The following is a 19,753-nucleotide window of genomic DNA, read 5'->3' as shown; positions in this document are numbered from 1 at the left end:
AGTCATGACGATGAAAATTGAAATCAGCGCCGATCAGCGCACATTGCAGGGAAAGGGTGCGAGCCGCCGCCTGCGCCATTCCGGCAAAGTACCGGCAATCATTTATGGCGGAGAACAAGCAGCACAATCGATTGAAATGGATCACAAAGATTTGTTCTACAATCTCAAGAACGAAGCTTTTCATGCATCGATTCTGTCGCTCAACGTAGGCGGAAAAAAAGAGCAAGTTCTACTGCGCGATATCCAGATGCATCCTTACAAGCAACAAGTCCTGCACGTGGATTTCCAGCGCGTCGACAAGAACAAGAAGATTCACATGAAAGTGCCGTTGCATTTCATCAATGCAGAAATATCACCGGGTGTGAAAACCTCCGGCGGTACCGTTTCCCATATCTTGACCGAAGTCGATATCAGCTGCTTGCCGGACGATTTGCCGGAATATATTTCCGTCGATTTGGCCGAACTCACTGCCGGACACACGCTGCATTTAAGCGATCTGACATTGCCGAAAGGCGTCGAAACCGTAGCGCTGACTAAAGGCGATAATTTACCGGTGGTCACGATCGTCATTCCACGCTCGGTATTGTCCGAGGAAGCGGGTGCTGAAGAAGCAAGCGCCGAGAAAAAATAAGCTGAGTGGCAAAGCACTCGCCGTTCTGGAAATTGGACAAATCTGCCGGGATAGAAACATATACCGGCAGATTTTTCATTTCCGGATTCAATTTTTGCAACTGCGAGAATTTTCACTGAAATCTTACGTCACGTCATGAAACTGATCGTTGGGTTGGGCAATCCCGGCAGAGAGTACGACAGCACCCGGCATAATGCCGGTTTCGACTGGGTCGACCGGCTGGCGCGCAAACTGCAGGTTTCGCTCAGGCTGGAAGCGCGCTTTCATGGCCTGTGCACACAAATCCGCCAGAAAGACATCGATGTGTGGCTGCTGGAACCGCAAACATTCATGAACCGCAGCGGTCAATCGGTCGCTGCGCTGTGTCAGTTTTATAAAATCCAGCCGCAGGAAATGATCGTGGTGCACGATGAACTGGATCTACCGCCCGGCGTAGCCAAACTGAAAAAAGGCGGCGGTCTGGGCGGGCATAACGGCCTCAAGGATATTGCAGCCAAAATGGGCACGCAGGATTTCTGGCGGCTGCGCATCGGTATCGGTCACCCGGGTGATCGCAATGCCGTGGTCGGATATGTGCTGCATCCGCCACGCAAGGAAGAAGCGCCACTGATCGATGAGGCCATCGTCCGCAGTCTGGAAGTCTGGCCGCTGATTGCGCAAGGCGCATGCGAAGCCGCCATGCTGAAATTGCATACAAAAGCATAACAATGCGGCAAAGCTTTCATACAATCGTTATTTAATCTTTTAATGAGAATCAGGTCATGAGTCTGAAATGCGGAATCGTCGGTCTTCCCAATGTCGGCAAATCCACTCTGTTTAACGCCTTGACTAAGGCCGGCATCGCAGCGGAAAATTATCCGTTTTGCACCATCGATCCGAACATCGGTATCGTCGAAGTGCCGGATCCGCGTCTGCAAAAACTCAGCGACATCGTCAAACCGCAAAAAATACAACCGGCCATCGTCGAATTCGTCGATATCGCCGGACTCGTTGCGGGCGCGTCCAAAGGCGAGGGACTGGGCAACAAGTTTCTCGCCAACATTCGCGAAACCGACGGCATCGTCAACATGGTGCGCTGCTTCGCCGATGACAATGTCGTGCACGTCGCCGGCAAGGTCGATCCGATCTCCGATATCGAAGTGATTCAGACCGAGCTGTCGCTGGCCGACCTCGCCACGGTGGAAAAAACGCTGCTGCGCGAATCCAAGGTCGCCAAATCCGGCAACAAGGATGCGATCAAGCTGTGCGCGCTGCTGGAACAAGTGCAGGCGCATCTGAACGAAGGCAAACCTGCCAGAACGCTTGATCTGGATAAAGAACAAAAACACCTGCTGCAACCGCTGTGCTTATTGACCGCGAAACCGGCGATCTACGTCGCCAACGTCGACGATCACGGCTTTGAAAACAACCCGCTGCTCACCCGCGTGCAGGAATACGCCGCCAAGGAAGGCGCACCGGTCGTCGCCATCTGCGCCGCACTCGAAGCCGAAATCGCGGAGCTGTCCGACGACGACAAGAAAATCTTTTTGGCCGACCTGAACCTCGAAGAACCCGGCCTCAACCGCCTGGTGCGCGCCGGTTACAACCTGCTCGGCCTGCAAACCTACTTCACCGCCGGCGTCAAGGAAGTACGCGCCTGGACCATCCACAAAGGCGACACCGCGCCGCAAGCCGCCGGCGTCATTCACACCGACTTCGAAAAAGGCTTCATCCGCGCCGAAGTCATCAGCTTTGACGATTTCATCGCCTGCAACGGCGAACACGGCGCCAAGGAAGCCGGCAAAATGCGCCTCGAAGGCAAGGAATACATCGTCAAGGATGGCGATGTGATGCATTTCCGTTTCAACGTCTAAGGAAACTCTGAAAAACTACTGCGCTCCGCCATGATGCGTTGAAATTCAGGTTCAAAATGCTCATTTACTATCTGTAAATTGCGCTTTTTCACCTGATTTCGCCTTGCCTGCCCGTCGCTCGCTACCTTTTTCAGAGCTTCCCAAACGAATATGTCGCAAAAACTAAAAATTTGCGACATATTTGATTGACCTGTCGCTGCGGACGACATAAACTGAGAGCATGTCGCAAAAATGCAAAAATTAAACCATGATCCCCTGGCGTCCGGATCAACCTTACAACGACCTACCGCTGTTGCCTCCCGCAGCCGAGCTGGAAACGCGCACGGTGCTGAAGCAGTGTATTGCCGCCCGGGCCGCACTGGCAGAACTCAAACAGGCTGCTGAACTCATTCCCAATCAGGGCGTGTTGATCAATGCCCTGCCGCTGCTTGAAGCCCAAGCCAGCTCGGAAATCGAGAACATCGTCACCACAACAGACCGGCTGTTTCAGTTTCAAAGCGCAAACGAATACGCCGACCCGGCGACACGTGAAGCCCTACGTTACAGCAGCGCTTTGCTCGAAGGATTTCAAACCTTGCAGCGGCATCCGCTCAACACCCGCACTGCGGAACAAGTATGCACGCGCATCAAGGGCACGTACATGCAAGTGCGGCGCGTACCCGGCACGGCGCTGGCGAATCAGACGACCGGCGAAGTGATCTATACGCCGCCCGTTGGTGAAAACCTGTTGCGCTCCCAATTAGCCAACTGGGAACGCTACCTGCACGAGGCGCGCGAGATCGACCCGTTGATCCGCATGGCAGCGGGACATTACCAATTCGAAGCAATTCACCCGCTCACCGACGGCAATGGCCGCACCGGGCGCATATTGAACAGCTTGTTTCTAATCCAAGAAGGTTTGTTGACTCTGCCAATTCTGTATCTCAGCCGTTACATCATCAAAAACAAGGCCGAGTATTACCGCCTGCTGCTCGAGGTCACGCGCAACCAAGCATGGGAACCGTGGATTATCTTCTTGCTGCAAGGCATCGAAGATACAGCACGCTGGACTATCGCCAAGATTGCCGCCATCCGCACCCTCTCAGGATTCACAATTGATTATGTGAAACAGAAAGCGCCGAAAATCTACAGCCGCGAGCTGGTCGATCTGATTTTCGACTTGCCTTACTGCCGGATTCAGAACCTGGTTGAAAAAAACATCGCCGCACGCCAAGCCGCTTCGCGCTATCTCAAACAACTGGCAGACATCGGCGTGCTGGAAGAAAGAATTGTAGGACGCGAGAAAATATTCATCCATTCCAAATTGATGCAGTTACTGACATGGGATGATAATGCCGTGACGCTCTATCCATAATGATGAATGGGTAAAAAGCTGCAGGAACCGCATAGATACGATACCGGCTAGACTCATGGAAAAAGCCAGTACTGGCGAATATCACGCCATCCAATGCAAACGCTGAGAAATGCCCTGATTGCTTTTCAAGAATAGCGATATGATAAATTCTGGTTTAATGTTTAAACAGTAATTAAGATCAGAATATCAAACTCTTATTTATAGTTACCAACATTCAATGAATCATACCAACGTCTGTACAATTCGATTAAGCGATTCCTCGCTGCTACTACGAATGCTATTGATTTTTCAAAATTCGCAGTATCTTCCAGTTCAATATCGTAGGCATCGATACAATCCAACACGCCATTAAGCTCGCCCGCTCTTTCTGAGTTATATTTTTTTGATGAGGTGTTATCCTGCTCTCCACGGTTAAAAGTAAAATCGACCGCTATTAGATTTCCAATGGATTGTTGCCATACTTTGCATACATCATGAAAATCACCTGCATTCCCGCCTCGACCGCTAGCATTTAGTTTATTTGATGGCAAGATATGATCGTAATCCCATGGACGGTTATGTTCTTTCCACATCAGACGGTTTGATGGATCAAAATCCCCGAATTTAGATGCAAAATAGGATCGCTGTACATAAACAAGCAATTCACGGTTATTTCTCAACCGTTCCATAAATTGCCCATATTTTTTACTTCTATCCTCCTTATCTTTTTCTTTTCGCGGCTGATTTTGATCATCAGCTTCCACGATTGCGTGCCAAAAACTCTTCCAATCTGACAGAGATTTTTTAGTACTATCTTTGGATAGTGACAAGATTTCTTCCAGTTCAACTTTATCAATCGGGGAGAAAATGAGAGAGTCACCTTTATCATTTTTTAAATTCGACAGTTTTACATTTTCAGAGCCAAGATCTTTTTCTAGTAGCAGTTTCTCTACCGCTTTAGTTTTGTCCGAACCAAACCAATGAATTGACAAAGCAAGACCGATGATTTTCTTAAGCAACTGCTCATTGGTGACCGGTTTGTAATCATATCGTTTAGCAACAACCATCAACCAAGCGAAGACATTGCGTGAGTTCCACGCTAAACTGCTTCTGAGATAGGCTGGAAGGCCATATGGACGATTCTTTTCATGGAAAAGGAAGTGATCGTCAATCCACTGCAATGCTAATTTAAGTTTATCTTGAAAGTACTCCTTAATGGCAATAGCCTTATTGGCGTCATCAATATCCTCTTTTTTCCGCACTTTACTATCACTTGGACGAAATATATTGCGAATCCTATCCACAGTGAGTTCGGTATGCATTTTGCCATCTTGACCAGTCAGTGCAACACGAATAGCCATATTTATAAGCCGAGGCTCGGTTGTGTGGCGAAGGCTATCCAGCGATTCCAAGCACTCTTCCACATCCGGCCAATAGGCTTTGATCATGGAATATGTCAATTCTTCGTTATCTAGCGGAGTACCTTGCCGATTTAGGCGTTGAAAGATTTGCTCAATGTTCTCAATGCTCTCAATTTTCTTTACCTTAGCCGGGACTTGCAGAGCGATAATTCTTGCTTCTTCGGCCAAACTTAAGCCTCCCTCGATATTTTCTCGATCAATAGAGTCGTCATAAGTTATCCCAGCGGAATTTGGGATTAATTTAGCTAGGTCTTCTGAAAAAGCATCCCAATTCAACTTTTCCGTGCCCATATTGAAATGCTTGAAGAGTAAAAATACTGGCACCGGTAACCCAGCATCAAACGGTCTTAATTCCTTGGGTAACGGCCTTTCTGTGTGCGTTCCAAGAGATTCTCGAATGTTTCCCGCAGAAAGTCGACTTGATTGATTATCGTGACCGAAGCCCCAAGGATGAGATTTCGTTGTGACACGGAATAAATATTGTCTAATGCTATTTTGTAGCCGATTCCCCGGCTTAAGATCAAGCCACAAAATTGCCTGATCATTGTCGTGCCAAAGATTGTGAAACCCCAAGGCAATGGCATAGCAGCGTTGCTGTCCATCGAGGATGTGATGGGTTACGGGTTTCTGATTAGCAATAGCAGAAAAGTTACCGGCTTTGTCTTTCTGCTCACTATTTTTTGCTGATAAAACCAGTGAACCGATAGGAAAACCCTGCATCAATGAATCCCACAGCAGCTCAATCTGTTGTGGCTCCCACACCAAGCCACGCTGTAGAGAAGGTACTTTGGCTATAATCTTCGAGTTGGAATTGTCGACAGATGGAATTTCCCATCCGGCAATTTGCCGGAGTGACAGAGCATGGTATCTGCTATCCTTATTATCAGTTGCCATTTATTCTTACTCGCTCTTTTTTATTTTTTTATTCAACTCTCTGGAAAATCCAAGAAATAAATCAATTTCCTGAATCCTCACGTCGCCACAATCACCCGCGCGGCATCAAGCCGCAGATTACTGGATTTCAGCGCGCCGGTCAGTTGCAGCAATTGTTGTTCAAAGAATTGAATTTCTTCGTCGCGTACGTTCGGATTCACTTGTTGCAAGGCTTTGAGGCGTTCGATTTCCGGGGTGAAGGTTTGTTGGATGCGTGCTTCGGCTGCGGCGATGAGTTGCGGGGCTTGTGCGCTGGCTTGTTGTTCGCTGACGGTCAGTAGCTCGCGGATCGCGTCTTCCTTCAGTTGGATCACTTGCTTGGCGATGCCGGTTGCGACCGGTTGCAGGTGTTGATTGATCGATTCGTGGCTGAGATGGGGATAATCGCCGTTGCCCTGTTCGTCGAGCAAGATACGAATCACCGCGGGCGGTAGGTAGCGGTTGCTTTGCTGCACGTTGTGTCCGCTCGCTTCGAGCACGAACAGGGTTTCCAGTAGCAAAGTGCCAGGCTGCACGCGTTTGTGTTTCATCATGACGACCACGGCGTTGCCGGTTTCCTGACTCAGAATTCGTTCCATCGCGTGCGTGACCATCGGGTGCTCCCACGTCAGGAAATGCATATCCTCGTTGCCCAGCGCCACATTGCGCGCGTAAGTGATGATCGAGCCTTCATCCTGCAGGCCGGGAAACGGCATGCTCATGCGTTCGCTCGGTTCGATCAGGAAACTGCCGCTGCGGTGTTCTTCGATGTGCACGCCGCAGCAATCGAATACCGTATCCATGTACTGCGGCAGCAGCGGGTCGTCATCCTGCGTCTGCGCTTGCTGAGTCAACTGATTCGCGATGAACGGACGGAACGAATTGTATTCGAGCAGCCTGTCGCGCCCGCGGTCGAGTGCTTCGTTCAATTCCCGATGCGCCGTTTGCGTGATGCCGATCAATTCCGCCAGCACATCGCTTGCAGCCTGGCGTTGATGCAGCGCGGCGATGAGCTGTTCTTCGACTTTGACAAATACCGTTTGACCGGCCGGGCAGGTTTTCTCGAACGCATTCAAGCCTTCGTGATACCAGTGGAACATCACTGCCAGCGCGCTGTTTTCCAGATAGGGCACGTGGATCTGGATGGTATCCGTCTGGCCGATGCGATCCAGGCGGCCGATGCGCTGCTCGAGCAGATCGGGATTGAGCGGTAGATCGAACAGCACCAGATGATGCGCAAATTGGAAATTGCGCCCTTCACTGCCGATTTCCGAACAGATCAGCACCTGGCCGCCGGTTTCCTTGTCGGCAAAAAATGCCGCGGCGCGGTCGCGTTCGACCAGGCTCATGCTTTCGTGGAATACCGGAATAAATTGCCCGGTGGTTTCTTTCAGCGCCTGCGCCAGATCGCGTACGGTTTGCGCATTGGCAGCGATGACCAGCACTTTTTCCGGCTTCACTCGCTTGAGCATGGCGATCAGCCACTGTACGCGCGGGTCGATTTCGGTCCAGTACGGTTGCTCGTCCTCGCATCGCACCTGGTAGATGAGTTCCGGGCACAGCAGCAATTGCGGTTTGGATAACGTCGTGGTTTCAAACGTCGCCAGACATGGCTGATATTCCGCCGGTAACGGTAGCGGACTGGCGACCAGCTTGCGCTCGGGAAATCCCTTGACCGCTGCGCGCGTGTTGCGAAATAGGATGCGCCCGGTACCGTGCCGGTCGAGCAATGATTCCGCCAGCTTGCTCCGAGTTTGCTGGCTTTGCGGTTCTTCCAGCAGTGCTCGCGCTTGCACCGGGTCAAGTGTATTGGCGATCAGTTGGCGGATGTCATCGTTCAATTCCTGCCCTTCGAGCAGCGCTTCAACCGCTTGGGCGATCGGCTCGTACGATTGCTCTTCGGTGACAAACGCGGAAAAACTGCTGAAGCGGTGCGGATCGAGCAGACGTAAACGAGCGTAGTGGCTGGCTTTACCCAATTGCTCCGGCGTCGCGGTCAATAACAGAACACCCCGGGTGCAAGCTGCCAACTGCTCGATCATGGCGTACTGCGGGCTGACAGCCTGCTGCGACCAGTGCAAGTGATGCGCCTCGTCGACCACCAGCAAATCCCAGCGGCCTTCCAGTGCTTGCTCGAAGCGCTTCGGATGCTGGCGCAAAAAATGCAGGCTGCACAGCACCAGTTGCTCGCTGTGAAACGGGTTTTCGCCGTTTTCGCTTGTGCTGCTGTTACCGTCTTCTTCGTCTTCGTCGGCTTCTTCCAGCGACAGGCAACGCTCTTCGTCAAAAATACTGAATTGCAGATTGAAACGCCGCAGCATTTCCACCAGCCATTGATACACCAGAGTTTCCGGCACCACGATGAGCACGCGCTTGGCGCGTTCGGTCAGCAATTGCTGGTGCAGAATCAAACCGGCTTCGATGGTTTTACCCAGACCGACTTCATCGGCCAGCAATACACGCGGTGCAAAACGGCGGCCGACTTCGTGGGCAATATAGAGTTGGTGCGGAATCAAGCTGGTGCGCGTCCCCACCAAGCCGTACAGCGGGGCGTTTGCCAGCTGGTTGCGGATCAGCAGGGTCTGATAGCGGATGCGGAACCATTTATCCTGGTCGAACTGGCCGGTGAACAAACGTTCGGACGGACGGTTCAACTGCACATGCGGCGCCAGTTGATCTTCCACCAATTCCATCTTGCTGCCATCTTCACCGGTACCGGCATAGACGATCAATCCGTTGCGTTCAGTGACACCGGTGACTTTGATGACAGTACCATCCTGACCGCTGACGCTATCGCCCGGTTTGAAGATGACCCGCGTCAGCGGTGACGATTGTCTGGCGTACGAGCGGGTTTCACCGGTTGCCTTAAACAAAATGGTGACAATCCGGTGTTCGACGGTTTGAACCGTTCCAAGACCGAGCTGCAAATCAACATCGCAGATCCAGCGTTGACCTGGTTTAAAATCGTGCATGTGCTACTTTGTGAGTGATCGAAAGGAGCAGTATAGTAATGGAATGTGAAGAAAAATATTACTATTTCTTGGCTCAGCAAGAACTCAAGGAAGAAAATCAAAAACGAAGAAGCGGATTCTCGCTATCGCGAATGCAATCAAGCAATCATGGAAAAAATTCAGCCGGTTAAATTCCGCAAGCTAAAGAAAATTAACCGGCTATCAGAAACGCCAAATTATGTACTAGACAATCAACGCCACATAATAAGGTCTTAGAAATTCAAAAACAAATTAACTACCGCGTTGTGCATCATTTGATCCGGACGACTGCTATTTGGTCTGTTGATATATTGATTCATATAGCCCGCTTCAAGAGTAGCCATCTGGTTGAATTTATAAGCCAACCCGACAAACCCCCGGTTCTGATCGAACCCGCGGGAAATAAAGCCAGGATTATTATCAATGGTTGACATGGCAATAAACAATTCATCTTGAATGACAAAGCTTAAATTCGGATCAATTTGATTTAATGGAATATTCCATTTGATCATTTGGCGGAACCGATTAGCTATGTCATTCGAGCCAGGAAGGGGTGCATGATGATCAAAGAATCGCTGCTCGAAACGGCTGCGCAACGCCAATCGGCCAAACGAGAAATTATCAGCCCAGGTTACTTGTTCCCAAATCCGGTGCTCATTGAATGGATGACCTTGCTTTAGTGCCAAGGGTTCCGCAGTCGGCGCCCAGGCATAACCCACCCACACTATCAATTTGTCGGTAATCGCATAACCTACACCCGGACGTACCAGAGATTGAGAAAACTGGCTGGCACTGTTACCAAAACGCCCTTGTCCTTCCATCCACCAGCGGAATCTCTTCAATTCGGTACTCTTATTATCTATGAAGCCAAAATTACCCTGCATGAAAAGACCTCCCCACACCTGATAATCACTTTCGGTCTTTTCTGCAGCAACCGGGTTACTCAAAATCAGCCCAGCCGCAGCCAATAAAACAAATTTGTTTATCTTCTTAAACATGTAATCTCCCTATTTAAACAATATGATTTTAAAAAGCTGTTTGTTAATGTTCTGTTTATATCAATAAAACAACATTCACTATATTACGACCGCTTATCATTATATTTAATGGCAGCCAGTTGCTTACTTCATTTTTTTAAAATAACACTTAATTCTTTTAATAAAAAAGAATTTTTGTCGCACATTTACTACAGTGCCGAGCACAGTAGCATAGTAATTGTTAAGAAAATGTTAAGAATTACGCTCATGATAAATAGTGTTATTGTCATTAATTATTATTAAAATTGAAGAGCCTAAATTAATAATAAATAAGTGCCATCGCGCACAATACCATGGAAAATGTTAAGAAATTGTCAAGAAATCGGTGGCAAAATAATCGATACCATTGAAATTTAAGCCATAAATAAATCCGACGACACAAACGAAGCGCTTATTATTTCATTGATCCTATTGAATTTAAAAAGATACCGAGCACTAGCAGTCGAAGACGATGATTTCAGGCTAATTAATTGGTGCCTTAAACCAACATTTGTTTGACAAGTTATCGTGATACTGGGTATGGTAGGCCCCCTAAATCACAAGTCTGATTGAAATTTTATAAAATATTTAAGCAACTAAGTTTGGATCGGGATCACTCCCGGTAGCGATTGAATTAAATAACTGGAGCCTGAAAATGAAAAAATTAAACTTTGCCTTAACGATATCAGCACTATTCATACTGGTCGGCTGTGGTACGAGCAGAGACTACACCCCGCCCGCAGATGCGTCCGGTGAAAAAATCTTCAGCTCGGCTTGCACAGAATGCCACAAACCGCTAAGCGCCGATGTCGCAATGGTATTGAGTGAAAAAGTTGCCAATAAGGAAGCCATTATCAAGAAATTTCAATCGGGCAGTATGAGAATGCCAGCGTTTAAAAACATTCAAGGTGAAGCTGCTGATCGTTTAGCCGAGTATGTTTTAACAAATAGCCAAGTCAAATAAATTTAATATACCTGGGAATCCGGTGATTCTCAGGTGAAAAATTAAATAAGTATCGGCGAGTTCTTACGCTGTTGATTAATGCGCGAATACTTGTCAAAAACCCGGCAAATGCTGTTAATCAATAATTGCCCCTGTGGTGTCACAGCAATTTCTTGATCCTCTAGCGTGACCAAGCCGGCTTGTTCATAAACTAAGAGTTCTGCCAATTCGGCAGCGAAATAATTTTTGAATTCGATCGAGAAATACGCCTCTACCGATTCAAACGAAAGAATGGAATGACAAATAAGCGCTTGCATTACCGACCGCCGGATTAAATCGTCAGCGCTTAATTCGATACCCCGCGCAATTGGAAGAACATTCTGCTCAAGCTTGTCATAATAGCGTTGAAGATTACAATCATTCTGACTTAACACCGGACCAAAGCTTCCAATCCCGGAAATTCCGAGCGCGATGCGATAGCTATCAGGATAAATCGAATAGCCCTGCAACCCGTAGTACAGCCTGCCTTGCCGTTGCGCAATGACTAAGCAATCATCCGGTGCAGCAAAAAGATTCATCCCGATATGCTGATAGCCCGCTGCGGTCAGACGGGTAATCGCAAATAAAAGCATTTCCAAGCTGGTTTCTACATCGGGCAAATCTTCTAAATGAATATTTCGCTGCGGTTTAAATTTTTCCGGCAAGTGCTGATAATTCAATAAATTAATTTGACTCGGGTTGGCTGCTATGATTTTTTCCAATGTGTATTCAAACTTTTTCATGGTTTGCGCCGGTAATCCGTACACTAATTCCGTTCGAATTGTTTTAAAACCGGCTTGCTGCGCATTGCAAATAGCACGCAACGTGACATCCTCTGTTTGAACGCGATGTATGCATTGCTGAACCTCATGATCAAAATCCTGAACGCCTATGATTACACGATTAAAACCTATTTCTTTCAGTGCTTGCATAGATAAATGAAGCATTTGCCGCGGATCGACTTCAATTGAAAATTCCCCATCTTTCATCAGATTAAAATTCTGCCGAATTTCTTTCAAAATACTACTCAACTGAGTGTCATTAAGGAGCGTCGGGGTACCGCCTCCCAAATACAATTGCTCCAGCTTGGGGTTTTCTTGGAAAAGCTGCGCGTGCAATTTTATTTCACGTGACAAGTAATCAAGGTAAGTTGTTATACCGTCATTGCCATCTGTCGTTATCTGATTGAATTGGCAGTAAAAACATAAAGAACGGCAAAATGGGATGTGTACATAGAGCGATAACGGGCGACGGAGATGTCCTGCTTTGCAATTATTCAACCAAACGGAGTAAGCATGCGCATCAAATGCTTCGTCAAAATAATCTATTTGTGGATATAAACAATAATCCGCATTGGGAGCTCCGAACTCGCGAATAAGATCTGAATTGATCCGCAGCAAATCGGCAGATGAATTAGAAAATCTTAACGGACGCACTGGGAATCTCAATTTGTGAGGAATGTAACCCAAAGAAATCTGTGTTGATTCATCATTATTCGCTGGCTACTTTGATTAGGGAAAATTATTCAGTGTTTCCTTAAATTATTGGCTTCCGGCATTGCCGATTCAGCAAAAAAGAATATCCACTCCCTTCTCCAATACCGTAGAATTGTGTAATGGCTTATTGAAATCAACCTTGATTCAGATCAATTAAAGCACTGAAATGTAATTCCCCAATTTTGGAAAATATTTTGCTTAACGATACTTCATTTCATCACTTTGATATCTCGCACATTCGATCAAGCTGTGCTACTTGCAGCTTGCGCGAACTTTGCTTGCCTGTCGGTCTTAATGATCAGGAAATTCAGGTTCTTGGCGATGTCGTCAGTTACAAGCGGAAAGTTCCGCGGGGCGGATATTTGCACCGCACCGGCACGAAGTTTCAATCATTATTTGCTGTTCGCAGCGGATTCTTCAAAACCTGCGTGCTGGAAGAAGATGGACGTCAACAAGTAACCGGTTTTCATATGACGGGGGAATTGCTGGGCTTGGATGCTATCAGTACCGACACCCATACTTGCGATGCAATTGCGCTGGAAGACAGCGAAGTATGCGAAATCCCTTTTGCCAAGCTGGAAGAAATCAGCCGTACGATTCCATCGCTCATGCGCCATTTCCATAAAATCATGAGCCGCGAAATAGTGCGCGACCACGGTGTTATGTTATTGCTTGGCAGCATGAAAGCGGAAGAACGCTTAGCGTCCTTTTTGTTGAATCTGTCGCGCCGCTTTTTAATGCGCGGCTATTCCGAATCGGAATTCAATCTCCGCATGACGCGCGAAGAGATCGGCAGCTATCTTGGCCTGAAGCTCGAGACTGTCAGCCGCGCTTTTTCAAAACTGCAGGATGAAAATATCATCACCGTGGATAATAAACACATCCAAATAAACGATATTGATCGCTTAAAAATGAAAATGGGAAACTCATCTTGCGTCACTTGATAATGTGCAATTCAACCGCCACTGAAATAACCGAATCTTCATCAAATATCGTCTCTGCTAAGCTAAATAAGTTCTTGTTCCACAATTAGCATTTTCTTTATTCCGTTATTCCGCTCCATCGTTTACTTGAGTAAGTCCAGGAAAATGCTATATAATATTTGGATAATTTGACTGCCAGCGTGGCAATGCATGAAATGCAAATCAAATTAAATACGCACATTCGCTCGCCGCTTGAGGTGATTAAAGCGAATGGAGGCTCAATTCTTAAGGAGAATATTTATGTCAGTAACTATGCGGCAAATGCTGGAAGCAGGCGTTCACTTCGGTCATCAAACACGCTTCTGGAATCCAAAAATGGCACCGTACATCTTCGGCCATCGTAATAAAATCCACATCATCAATCTTGAAAAAACTTTGGTGATGTACGAAGAAGCCATGAAATACGTACGTCAATTATCTGCCAATAAGGGAGTCATTTTATTTGTCGGTACCAAACGGCAGGCGCGCGATATTGTACGCGAGGAAGCCACACGCTGCGGATCTCCTTACGTCGATCAACGCTGGTTAGGCGGAATGCTGACCAATTTCAAGACCATAAAGCAGTCCATCAAGCGCCTGCAAGATATGGAAACCATGACACAAGATGGAACGCTAGATAAGCTCGTAAAGAAAGAAGCGCTCGATCTCCAAAGAGAACTGGACAAGCTCAATAGCAGCTTGGGTGGTATTAAAGATATGAAAGGTTTGCCGGATGCGCTATTTGTAATCGATGTAGGGTATCAAAAAGGCGCTATTACTGAAGCCAGAAAGCTTGGCATCCCGGTTATCGGTGTAGTCGACACTAATCACAATCCTGATAATTTACAGTACATTATCCCAGGAAATGATGATTCGAGCAGAGCGATACGCTTATATGCTCGCGGGGTAGCCGATGCTATTCTGGAAGGACGCAATCAGTCCATTCAAGAAATCGTTGAGATGAGTGCAGAAGCTGAATAAGTTAAATCTATTCATAAATTAATTTTGGATTTGGAGTGATTATGGCGGAAATTACCGCAAGCATGGTTAAAGAATTGCGTGAAATGACCGGTCTCGGCATGATGGAGTGTAAAAAAGCTTTGGCGGAGACTAACGGCGATATGAAAGCGGCGGAAGATCTGTTAAGAATTAAAAGCGGCGCCAAAGCAAGCAAAGCGGCAGGCCGGATTGCAGCCGAGGGCGTCATTGGCGCCTATATTTCGGCGGACAGTAAATGCGGCGCCCTGGTTGAAGTTAACTGTGAAACTGACTTTGTAGCCAGAAATGAAGACATTATTAATTTTGCCAAAAACCTGGCCGGTTTGATTGCCACAAAAAATATAACCGATGTTGCGGTATTAAGCGATACCGCACTGTCAGGCGGCGAAACCGTTGAAGCAACTCGAAAAGCATTGGTTATGAAGCTGGGGGAAAATATCAGCATCCGCCGCTGCGGACGACATGAAACACAAGGCCAGCTGGCTTATTATCTTCACGGAACCAAAATTGGCGTAATGGTGGATTACAGCGGTGGTGATGAAACATTGGGTAAAGACCTGGCCATGCATATTGCGGCCAGCAAACCGATGTGCGTATCCAAAGAACAAGTGTCAGCAGATGTTCTGGAACATGAGCGGCAGATTTTTACCGCGCAAGCCGCCGAAAGCGGTAAACCGGCGAATATCATTGAAAAAATGGTTGACGGACGCATTACAAAATATCTTGCTGAAATCACTTTATTAGGCCAGCCTTTCGTTAAAGACCCGGAACAAACGGTAGAAAAACTGCTGGCCAAGAAATCCGCTAAAGTGAACAGCTTTACCATGTTCGTTGTTGGCGAAGGAATCGAGAAGAAATCCGAGAATTTCGCAGAAGAAGTAAAAGCCCAGATGGGACAAGCAAAATAAGTCAATCCATCATCGTCATTCTCGAACTACCGATCAATGTCCACTGTTGCCTATAAACGCATTTTACTGAAGCTATCGGGTGAAGCCCTGATGGGCGAAGATAAGTACGGTATTAATCATGCGGTAATGGCAAGAATTGTTGGAGAGATTGAAGAAGTCAGCAAGCTGGGAGTCGAGATTGCCATTGTCGTCGGCGGCGGAAACATTTTTCGTGGAATGAAATCCGCAAACGACGGGCTTGAGCGCGTTACGGCAGACTATATGGGCATGTTAGCCACGGTAATGAATGCCCTGGCACTACAAGATGCCATGAAGCTGGCCGGGCTGGTACCGCGAATACAATCCGCTTTAAGAGTCGAACAAGTCGTGGAACCTTATATCCGCGGGCGTGCCATGCGTTATCTGAAAGATGGAAAAATAGTGATTTTCGCCGCAGGAACCGGCAACCCTTTTTTCACTACCGATACCGCAGCCGCTTTGCGAGGCATGGAAATGAACGTGGATATCATGCTCAAGGCTACGAAAGTCGACGGTATTTATACCAGCGACCCGAAAATTAATCCGGATGCTACGCGCTTTCATAAATTATCTTTTGACGAAGCCATTGCAAAAAATTTGCAGGTTATGGATGCCACAGCGCTGACGTTATGCCGGGATCAGAAATTGCCACTGAACGTATTCAGCATTTTCAAAACCGGCGCTCTTAAACGTATAATAACAGGAGAAGATGAAGGGACTTTGGTGACAGTCTGATGAAACGATCGTCAGGCTTCCTGACAATAGATTCAAAAGGGATGGATATTATGATTGCCGATGTAAAAAAATCCGCTGAACAGAAAATGCAAAAAAGCCTCGAAGCATTGAAAGTGGATTTAAGTAAAGTTAGAAGCGGACGGGCGCACACTGGCATACTGGATCATGTCACAGTCGATTATTACGGTGCACAAACACCCATCAACCAAGTAGCCAATATCAACCTGATCGATGCGCGCACGATCGGCGTTATTCCTTGGGAAAAGAAAATGGCTAACGCCATTGAAAAAGCCATTCGCGAATCCGATTTGGGTTTAAATCCGATGCCGGTAGGCGAAACGATTCGTGTACCGATGCCGGCTCTGACTGAAGAGCGTCGCCGTGACTTAATCAAAGTAGTCAAGCATGAAGCGGAAGCCGTCCGCGTCGCCATGCGTAACATTCGCCGGGATGCGAATACTCATCTGAAAGACTTATTAAAATCCAAAGAAATTTCAGAAGATGAAGATCGCCGGGCGCAAGATGAAATTCAAAAACTAACTGATCGCTATATCTCGGAAATTGACAAGATTTTACAAGTCAAAGAAACCGAATTGATGGCGGTTTGATATGCCACAAGACCCGAGTTCAACCCGAGAAATACCCGAAACAGGCTCAGTACCCCAGCACATTGCCATCATCATGGATGGCAATGGCCGTTGGGCTCAAAGCCGCTACATGCCGCGCATCGCCGGACATAAGCAAGGCGTTGAAACCGTGCGTAGCGTGATAAAAGCCTGCATGGAACGTGGCGTAACCTATCTCACGCTATTTGCTTTCAGCAGCGAAAACTGGCGGCGGCCTGCCGATGAAGTAACATCGTTGATGCAACTGTTTCTTGTCGCACTTGAGCAAGAAATCAGCAAGTTGCATGAAAATGGCATCCGCTTTAAAGTGATCGGCGACATATCGAAATTCGATCCTAAAATCGTAGAATCCATTCACATTGGCGAACAATTAACCGCCGACAATACGCGCCTGACATTTACTATCGCCGCGAATTACGGCGGGCGCTGGGATATCATGCAAGCCGTGCGCAAAATGATGGCGCAATCAAAAGATCTGCCGCTAAATTTTGAAGAAGAAAATTTCGCCCAATATCTCTCGATGAGCTATGCACCAGAACCGGATTTATTCATCCGCACCGGCGGCGAATACCGCATCAGTAATTTTTTATTATGGCAACTGGCTTATACCGAATTGTATTTCACCAATACCTTATGGCCCGATTTTGACGAGCATGAATTTGAGCTGGCTATTCAGTCCTATCAGCAGCGTGAGCGCCGTTTTGGCCGCACCAGTGAGCAATTGCAAATAGTGTTATCCGCCGAAGGATAAAAAAGATCACATTTCATGCTTAAAGCCCGCATCCTTACTGCAATAGTTGTTCTCCCTTTATTTCTAGCGGCATTATTTTTTCTGCAAGATATCTTTTGGGCTATTGTGTTACTGTCGCTTACCGTAATTGGATCGCGCGAATGGAGCCGGTTAGCCGGATTTTCAGTAAAAAACACCATCGTTTTTATGCTCCTGACCACTTTAGTCGGAGGAGAATTGCTGTTTCAACTGAGCGAATCGTTAAAACTGGATGTTTACTCAACCGAATTGATCTGGGTTTATATCTTGTCGGCAGCTTTCTGGTTCATCGCTGTGCCGCCCTATTTGAAACAGCTTTTTACGATCAAACATCCGCTCATTTTGATGCTGATAGGCTGGATCGTGTTGTTACCCACGTGTCTTGCGCTTTATCAGTTGCGTGCGATCAGTCCGGAACTTTTACTGGGTTTCATGGCAACCATCTGGATTTCCGATACTGCAGCTTACTTCACCGGAAGATCGCTCGGTAAGCGCAAACTTGCCGCCCAAATCAGTCCGAATAAAACCTGGGAAGGCGTTGCTGGCGCTTTAATTGCAGTACTGATTTACGGTCTGATCTGGGATTTCTGGTTTATGGAAGAATCTTCAGCGGCACAATTAATACCATTGCTGCTGCTTATGGCGATATTGGGTATTATCGGCGATTTGTACGAATCGCTGATGAAACGCCAGGCCGGCGTTAAAGATAGCGGCAATATTTTGCCGGGTCATGGCGGGATTCTGGATCGCATCGACGCTTTGACTTCTTCGCTGCCGTTTGCCATTTTAGCCCTACTTATTTTTTATTCACCTGCGTCATGAACACTATCCGTCAAATCACCATATTGGGCTCCACCGGCAGCATCGGGGACAGCACGCTGGATGTTATCGCACGGCATCCGGATCGCTTTCAGGCTTTTGCATTAACCGCCAACAAAAACGTCGAAAAAATGCTCGCACAGTGCCAGCGCTTCCAGCCACGATTTGCGGTGATGCTCGATGCAGATAGTGCGGAACAGCTCGCTCGTGCGGTTCAAACTGCCGGTATCGATACGGAAGTACTGGCCGGTATCGAATCGCTGGAAAAAGTCGCCTCGCTTCCCGAAGTGGACGCCGTAATGGCCGCCATTGTCGGCGCTGCCGGTATCCGTCCGACATTTGCCGCGGCGCGCACAGGGAAACTGGTGTTACTTGCCAACAAAGAAACGCTGGTCATGGCGGGGCGGATTTTTATGGATTTGGTAAAACAGCACCATGCCACATTGTTGCCGATCGATAGCGAACATAACGCCATTTATCAATCGTTGCCACATCATTTCAACGGCAATTTGACGGCGGCCGGAATCAGCCGTATTTTACTCACCGCTTCGGGTGGGCCATTCCGGCGCGCGCCGCTGGATTCGCTCGCTAGCGTAACGCCGGAACAAGCGTGCGCACATCCGAATTGGGATATGGGGCAGAAAATCTCGGTGGATTCCGCCACCATGATGAATAAAGGATTGGAAGTAATCGAAGCGCATTGGCTGTTTGAAGCGCCGCCAGAAAGAATCCAAGTGGTGATTCATCCGCAAAGCGTCATTCATTCCATGGTTGCGTATGTCGACGGCTCGGTGATTGCACAATTGGGCAACCCCGACATGCGCACACCGATCGCGCATGCCATGGGGTATCCGGACCGGATAGAAAGCGGCGTATCGGCTTTGGATATGTTCAAAGTCGCCCGTCTGGATTTTGAAGAACCCGATTTCAAAAAATTCCCCTGTTTGGGATTAGCCTATCAAGCACTCTCCGCAGGAGGGAATATGCCCGCTGTGCTCAATGCCGCCAATGAAATCGCAGTGGAATCGTTTCTTAAACGACGCATGCCATTTACCGCCATTCCTGTCATGATTGAGCATGTCATGAAAACTGTGCAGCAAGAGGAATTGACGACATTGGACGACGTGCTCAGAACAGACGCGCAAGCGCGCGATGCCGCGCAAAATTGGCTGGCCAGTTTGCAATAAACTTCACAGGAAAACTTATTCGCAATAACCGGATTCCATTTTTCCCAATTAATGATAGTATCGCGCATTATTCAATGAAATGATCAGTATCATGCC

General features: G+C 47.6%; 18 protein-coding genes. 13 read left to right on the top strand and 5 right to left on the bottom strand.

What is annotated here, in order from left to right; genetic code table 11:
• The first annotated feature begins 10 nt into the window (after positions 1–10).
• From HRU78_00235 to ychF, 3 genes are all read left to right on the top strand, one after another.
• Positions 11–631 (top strand): 50S ribosomal protein L25/general stress protein Ctc, encoded by a 621-nt coding sequence (locus tag HRU78_00235; protein QOJ22262.1) that lies wholly within the window; start codon positions 11–13, stop codon positions 629–631.
• 135 nt (positions 632–766) lie between these two features.
• On the top strand, positions 767–1,336 hold the full coding sequence (gene pth / locus HRU78_00230; GenBank protein QOJ22261.1) for an aminoacyl-tRNA hydrolase: 570 nt from the start codon (positions 767–769) through the stop codon (positions 1,334–1,336).
• A 56-nt stretch (positions 1,337–1,392) separates the two neighbouring features.
• A complete protein-coding gene (gene ychF / locus HRU78_00225; protein ID QOJ22260.1) occupies positions 1,393–2,484 on the top strand; it encodes a redox-regulated ATPase YchF in 1,092 nt (363 codons plus the stop codon).
• On the opposite strand, the gene HRU78_00220 is transcribed toward ychF, so the two are convergent.
• Positions 2,481–2,663, bottom strand: a complete 183-nt coding sequence (locus HRU78_00220) for a hypothetical protein (protein ID QOJ22259.1) — start codon at positions 2,661–2,663, stop codon at positions 2,481–2,483. The two genes, ychF and HRU78_00220, sit on opposite strands and share 4 nt — an antisense overlap.
• Positions 2,664–2,731: 68 nt before the next feature.
• Between HRU78_00220 and HRU78_00215 the strand changes: the two genes are divergently transcribed.
• Positions 2,732–3,838: a Fic family protein gene (locus tag HRU78_00215; GenBank protein ID QOJ22258.1), complete on the top strand. Its 1,107-nt coding sequence runs from the start codon at positions 2,732–2,734 to the stop codon at positions 3,836–3,838.
• Positions 3,839–4,032: 194 nt separating this feature from the next.
• Here the strand turns inward: HRU78_00215 and HRU78_00210 are convergent, their stop codons facing one another.
• From HRU78_00210 to HRU78_00200, 3 genes are all read right to left on the bottom strand, one after another.
• Complete coding sequence (locus tag HRU78_00210; GenBank protein ID QOJ22257.1) at positions 4,033–6,132, bottom strand: DUF262 domain-containing protein; 2,100 nt, start codon at positions 6,130–6,132, stop codon at positions 4,033–4,035.
• Between the two features lie 77 nt (positions 6,133–6,209).
• Positions 6,210–9,122 carry an RNA polymerase-associated protein RapA gene (gene rapA / locus HRU78_00205; protein ID QOJ22256.1) on the bottom strand — a complete coding sequence of 971 codons (2,913 nt, stop codon included), beginning with the start codon at positions 9,120–9,122 and terminating at the stop codon, positions 6,210–6,212.
• Positions 9,123–9,373: 251 nt separating this feature from the next.
• On the bottom strand, positions 9,374–10,138 hold the full coding sequence (locus tag HRU78_00200; protein ID QOJ22255.1) for a DUF2490 domain-containing protein: 765 nt from the start codon (positions 10,136–10,138) through the stop codon (positions 9,374–9,376).
• A gap of 673 nt (positions 10,139–10,811) precedes the next feature.
• On the opposite strand from HRU78_00200, the gene HRU78_00195 reads away from it, so the two are divergent.
• The gene (locus HRU78_00195; protein ID QOJ22254.1) at positions 10,812–11,120 is read left to right on the top strand and encodes a cytochrome c; all 309 of its coding nucleotides are present in this window, start codon (positions 10,812–10,814) and stop codon (positions 11,118–11,120) included.
• Positions 11,121–11,161: 41 nt separating this feature from the next.
• Here the strand turns inward: HRU78_00195 and hemN are convergent, their stop codons facing one another.
• Complete coding sequence (gene hemN / locus HRU78_00190) at positions 11,162–12,574, bottom strand: oxygen-independent coproporphyrinogen III oxidase (protein ID QOJ22253.1); 1,413 nt, start codon at positions 12,572–12,574, stop codon at positions 11,162–11,164.
• A gap of 254 nt (positions 12,575–12,828) precedes the next feature.
• On the opposite strand from hemN, the gene fnr reads away from it, so the two are divergent.
• The 8 genes from fnr (at position 12,829) to HRU78_00150 (ending at position 19,657) form a co-directional block, all read left to right on the top strand.
• Entirely contained in the window at positions 12,829–13,578 is a 750-nt protein-coding gene (fnr, locus tag HRU78_00185) for a fumarate/nitrate reduction transcriptional regulator Fnr (GenBank protein QOJ22252.1), read from the top strand.
• 279 nt (positions 13,579–13,857) lie between these two features.
• On the top strand, positions 13,858–14,577 hold the full coding sequence (rpsB, locus tag HRU78_00180) for a 30S ribosomal protein S2 (protein ID QOJ22251.1): 720 nt from the start codon (positions 13,858–13,860) through the stop codon (positions 14,575–14,577).
• A gap of 41 nt (positions 14,578–14,618) precedes the next feature.
• Positions 14,619–15,503 carry an elongation factor Ts gene (locus tag HRU78_00175; protein ID QOJ22250.1) on the top strand — a complete coding sequence of 295 codons (885 nt, stop codon included), beginning with the start codon at positions 14,619–14,621 and terminating at the stop codon, positions 15,501–15,503.
• A gap of 36 nt (positions 15,504–15,539) precedes the next feature.
• A complete protein-coding gene (locus tag HRU78_00170) occupies positions 15,540–16,256 on the top strand; it encodes a UMP kinase (GenBank protein ID QOJ22249.1) in 717 nt (238 codons plus the stop codon).
• A gap of 50 nt (positions 16,257–16,306) precedes the next feature.
• Positions 16,307–16,864, top strand: coding sequence for a ribosome recycling factor (gene frr, locus HRU78_00165; protein ID QOJ22248.1), 558 nt, complete (start codon positions 16,307–16,309; stop codon positions 16,862–16,864).
• Position 16,865: 1 nt separating this feature from the next.
• Positions 16,866–17,633 (top strand): di-trans,poly-cis-decaprenylcistransferase, encoded by a 768-nt coding sequence (uppS, locus tag HRU78_00160; protein QOJ22247.1) that lies wholly within the window; start codon positions 16,866–16,868, stop codon positions 17,631–17,633.
• A gap of 15 nt (positions 17,634–17,648) precedes the next feature.
• The gene (locus HRU78_00155; GenBank protein ID QOJ22246.1) at positions 17,649–18,473 is read left to right on the top strand and encodes a phosphatidate cytidylyltransferase; all 825 of its coding nucleotides are present in this window, start codon (positions 17,649–17,651) and stop codon (positions 18,471–18,473) included.
• Positions 18,470–19,657 carry a 1-deoxy-D-xylulose-5-phosphate reductoisomerase gene (locus HRU78_00150; protein ID QOJ22245.1) on the top strand — a complete coding sequence of 396 codons (1,188 nt, stop codon included), beginning with the start codon at positions 18,470–18,472 and terminating at the stop codon, positions 19,655–19,657. Before HRU78_00155 ends, HRU78_00150 begins: the two co-directional genes overlap by 4 nt.
• Positions 19,658–19,753: the final 96 nt, after the last annotated feature.

Source organism: Gammaproteobacteria bacterium (assembly GCA_015709635.1).
Classification (GTDB): domain Bacteria; phylum Pseudomonadota; class Gammaproteobacteria; order Burkholderiales; family Nitrosomonadaceae; genus Nitrosomonas.
This window is presented reverse-complemented; position numbering and strand designations above follow the sequence as displayed.